This is a genomic window from Methanocalculus natronophilus (assembly GCF_038751955.1).
GTDB lineage: Archaea > Halobacteriota > Methanomicrobia > Methanomicrobiales > Methanocorpusculaceae > Methanocalculus > Methanocalculus natronophilus.
This window is the reverse complement of record NZ_JBCEXH010000034.1, coordinates 1-494: the sequence shown is the minus strand read 5'-3', so window position 1 is coordinate 494 and position 494 is coordinate 1. Positions and strand designations below refer to the sequence as shown.

General features: G+C 30.2%; 1 protein-coding gene. It reads right to left on the bottom strand.

The window, feature by feature from the left end; translation table 11 throughout:
- Positions 1 to 152: 152 nt before the first annotated feature.
- Positions 153 to 494, bottom strand: a 342-nt coding sequence (locus ABCO64_RS10210) for an HAD family hydrolase (protein ID WP_343089381.1), incomplete at its 5' end; no start/stop codon positions are given.

Sequence of the window (494 nt, the reverse complement as noted above, 5' to 3'; positions counted from 1 at the left end):
GATTAAATACGATAAAACCTGTTTAGAACGCTTTTCTTCAGACATTTTTCTTCCTCGTTTCATATATTTTCTATCATATTTTAACATACTATTTTATTTTTTCACTGTAAACTATAAAAAAAACTCCACCGGTAAGATGGAGTTAGGTAAATCTAGGGTTTAGGCCCTTCAAATATATCTAAAAGCTCAACAAGGTTTTCAATCGTTAGATCTGCATCTTTAAGTTCATTTTCCTTCGCATAACCATATAATGCTCCAATGGTATAAACATTATTTTTCTTCCCAGCTATAATATCATGACTTCTATCCCCAACAATAACAATATCTTTAATTAGATTAGGTTTAAGTTTTTCTAACACATCTTCTTTTTCATGCGTATTACTGTAAGATTCACTGCATACCATATAATCAAAATATTTTCCTAACTTAAAAAGGTGCGTGTGCGCATGCATATAATAGTTTTCGCAATTACTGATAAACCCTAATTGATATCC